We start from the raw sequence: 2269 nt of genomic DNA, 5'->3' as shown, positions 1-2269 counted from the left end.
TTCAAGTGACCGGAGGGGCTTAGTGGTTTGAAGAATTTGTGCAGGGGAGATGAGTCGCATCACAGAGGCATTGCTCAGGGTGATGGACTCCTCCCCTGCACAAATTCTTCAAACCACTAAGCCCCTCCGGTCACTTGAAAGGGTTAAAGGACTCCTCAGCCTTATTTAGTCCCACAAACTCTGGATTACCCTCATCTGATTATTGACTTCCACTTTTATTTGATGGGTTGCGCATAGTTCCCTAAAAATTGGGAGAAACTCTGCTGATTCAATCCAATGATGATGCAGTCCATCTGCTGATTCATAAATCTCGTACAAATGAAAAATGGTTTTGCCAGTGGTTTCTGGATATTTCCCTTGTGCCCAAGCAGCGTCATCTCGCTCATACTCAGGACTCTCTGAAATGGAATAGTGGACCATGCTTAAAGGTCCATTCTGATAGCTTTTCTCTTCCATAAATTCTCTGTGGCCCACAAAGAAATCTCTCAACGCTTCCGCAGCAGTGTCATTTGGGGCTAAACAGGTAATGGAAACAGAGGCTTTTCCAACTAGTGCATTTGCCATAGCTCATTTTCCCTATTCTAGTGTCCGTGATTTGATTTCTACGATGGTGTAACCAACTGCTTGCTGCTCACCCATAGTCCACCCAGTTCCAGTCCTGACCTTCGCTGGGATCATAGTTCAATTCTTCAAAAACAATATCTCTGCTGATTATATTTTTGCTTTCATAGCTAAAAGTGTGTTTTGCTAGCATGAAAATATCTGAGTCTTTATATCTATGATATTGCTCATAATATAGCTGCTTTTCATCCTCATAAATGTTGAGATTGGGTCCTATCAAAACCATTGTAATGTAATCAAGAAGTGTTGATTTATCATTCTCAAGGTTCATCTCTACACCAAACAAATTGTCCGTGCCACGGTAATTCGGGTGATAGAGCTTATCTACAAGAGAGAAATCTTTCTCTTGTAGTGCTAACTCCCAAGCATTATTGTGTTTTTCCATTTTTGTCATATACATTCCTTATGCTAGAACTCTTGCTTTCACCTCACTAACCACAAACCTAACCAGTGCTGGGCCAGACAGCTTCTGACCTTCAGCATCTCACAACACACTCTCCAATACATCTGATCTTCACTCAATTTTGCTGTGAATTAAATCGAGTAGATAGCCCATTGATCAAAGCTTGGCGCCCCAAACACTCATCTAAAAATTGAAGCGCCCTTGCTGACCTAGAATTCAAAATCAGGGAACATCAGACTCAGTAATCTAACTCTGCGAACAAGTAGGTTGAATTTTTGTGTTCGTAAAGGTCAACTACCTAATACTTCGGAATGCCTGAGGGCACATAGTTCTCAAATCACCACCCTATCAATAGTTAGGAGACATGCCATGAAAATCATTATTAGTGCCGAGTTAACCAAGGGTTGGGATCATTTCAAAACCGTCTTTGAAAGTGATCGCCACAAAAAGATCCGCTCTGATGCTAAATTAATTGATCTTGGATTTGGATACCACCAAGAGACCAATCGATTTTACGTTGTCCATGAACTGGAATCCATGGAGGTCATGCAAAAGGCAATGGCAGAGAATCAGGATGCCATTGATGAGGTAGGAGTAGACCAGAGTACAATGCAGATTATCAATCTGGAGGGATGAAGACCCTGTTTTAGGCCTGACTCCTCAGCATTGAAAACGAGGAAAAAATGCCGAGGAGTCTTTAAAGATTTTCAATGCTATAAAACATAATAAATTGTATTGTTACTATGAATTTATACGAAACAGAACTTCATATTTTCAACTTAAACCAACCAAGATTATCTTCAAAAAGTGAAGCCATCGGACACGCGTGCAGAGAAGTGAGGTCTGCAATCCTAGAAAGAGTGGGGTATAGGTTCGAGTTCCCCCTTCAGCACCATCCTTAAATTCCAAAGCCATCCAAATCATTCCACGACATTTCTGATAATTCAGTTTTTATTAGAATTATTCGCCCTTCCTTCTATCCAAATCCTTCCATAAAATACCATCCCCAGCCAAAAAAATTGTTGGCTAGTTTGTTGGCTATTTTTTGAAAAAATTATCACCAATCCCCATAATTGAAGAAAATTGGTTCTCCCCAAATTCAAGTATCGATTTGATGATAGGTCCAGTTTAAACCAAGACTTCTGAAAAAATTAAGGGAAAATTGCATTAGTATTTAGCATCATCGCACAAAAGAGTTTTTCACATTTTTTGGAATTTGGGAATTACGCCAAAAATTCTTCAAAG

3 protein-coding genes are annotated in these 2269 nt (G+C 40.0%); 1 reads left to right on the top strand and 2 read right to left on the bottom strand.

Annotated features, from left to right (window positions below; all coding sequences use genetic code 11):
- Positions 1-165 precede the first annotated feature (165 nt).
- Complete coding sequence (locus tag P8O70_00135) at positions 166-564, bottom strand: hypothetical protein (protein ID MDG2195294.1); 399 nt, start codon at positions 562-564, stop codon at positions 166-168.
- A gap of 67 nt (positions 565-631) precedes the next feature.
- Complete coding sequence (locus P8O70_00130; GenBank protein MDG2195293.1) at positions 632-1015, bottom strand: hypothetical protein; 384 nt, start codon at positions 1013-1015, stop codon at positions 632-634.
- 378 nt (positions 1016-1393) lie between these two features.
- Here P8O70_00130 and P8O70_00125 point away from each other — a divergent pair, with 378 nt between their 5' ends.
- A complete protein-coding gene (locus P8O70_00125; GenBank protein MDG2195292.1) occupies positions 1394-1660 on the top strand; it encodes a hypothetical protein in 267 nt (88 codons plus the stop codon).
- Positions 1661-2269 lie beyond the last annotated feature (609 nt).

Source organism: SAR324 cluster bacterium (assembly GCA_029245725.1).
Taxonomy (GTDB): Bacteria; SAR324; SAR324; order SAR324; family NAC60-12; genus JCVI-SCAAA005.
This window is presented reverse-complemented; position numbering and strand designations above follow the sequence as displayed.

Bases quoted from the DNA above. Each gene is read 5' to 3' on its own strand.
- P8O70_00125 (MDG2195292.1), top strand. From the start codon at position 1,394: ATGAAAATCATTATTAGTGCCGAGTTAACCAAGGGTTGGGATCATTTC.
- P8O70_00130 (MDG2195293.1), bottom strand. From the start codon at position 1,015: ATGACAAAAATGGAAAAACACAATAATGCTTGGGAGTTAGCACTACAA.
- P8O70_00135 (MDG2195294.1), bottom strand. From the start codon at position 564: ATGGCAAATGCACTAGTTGGAAAAGCCTCTGTTTCCATTACCTGTTTA.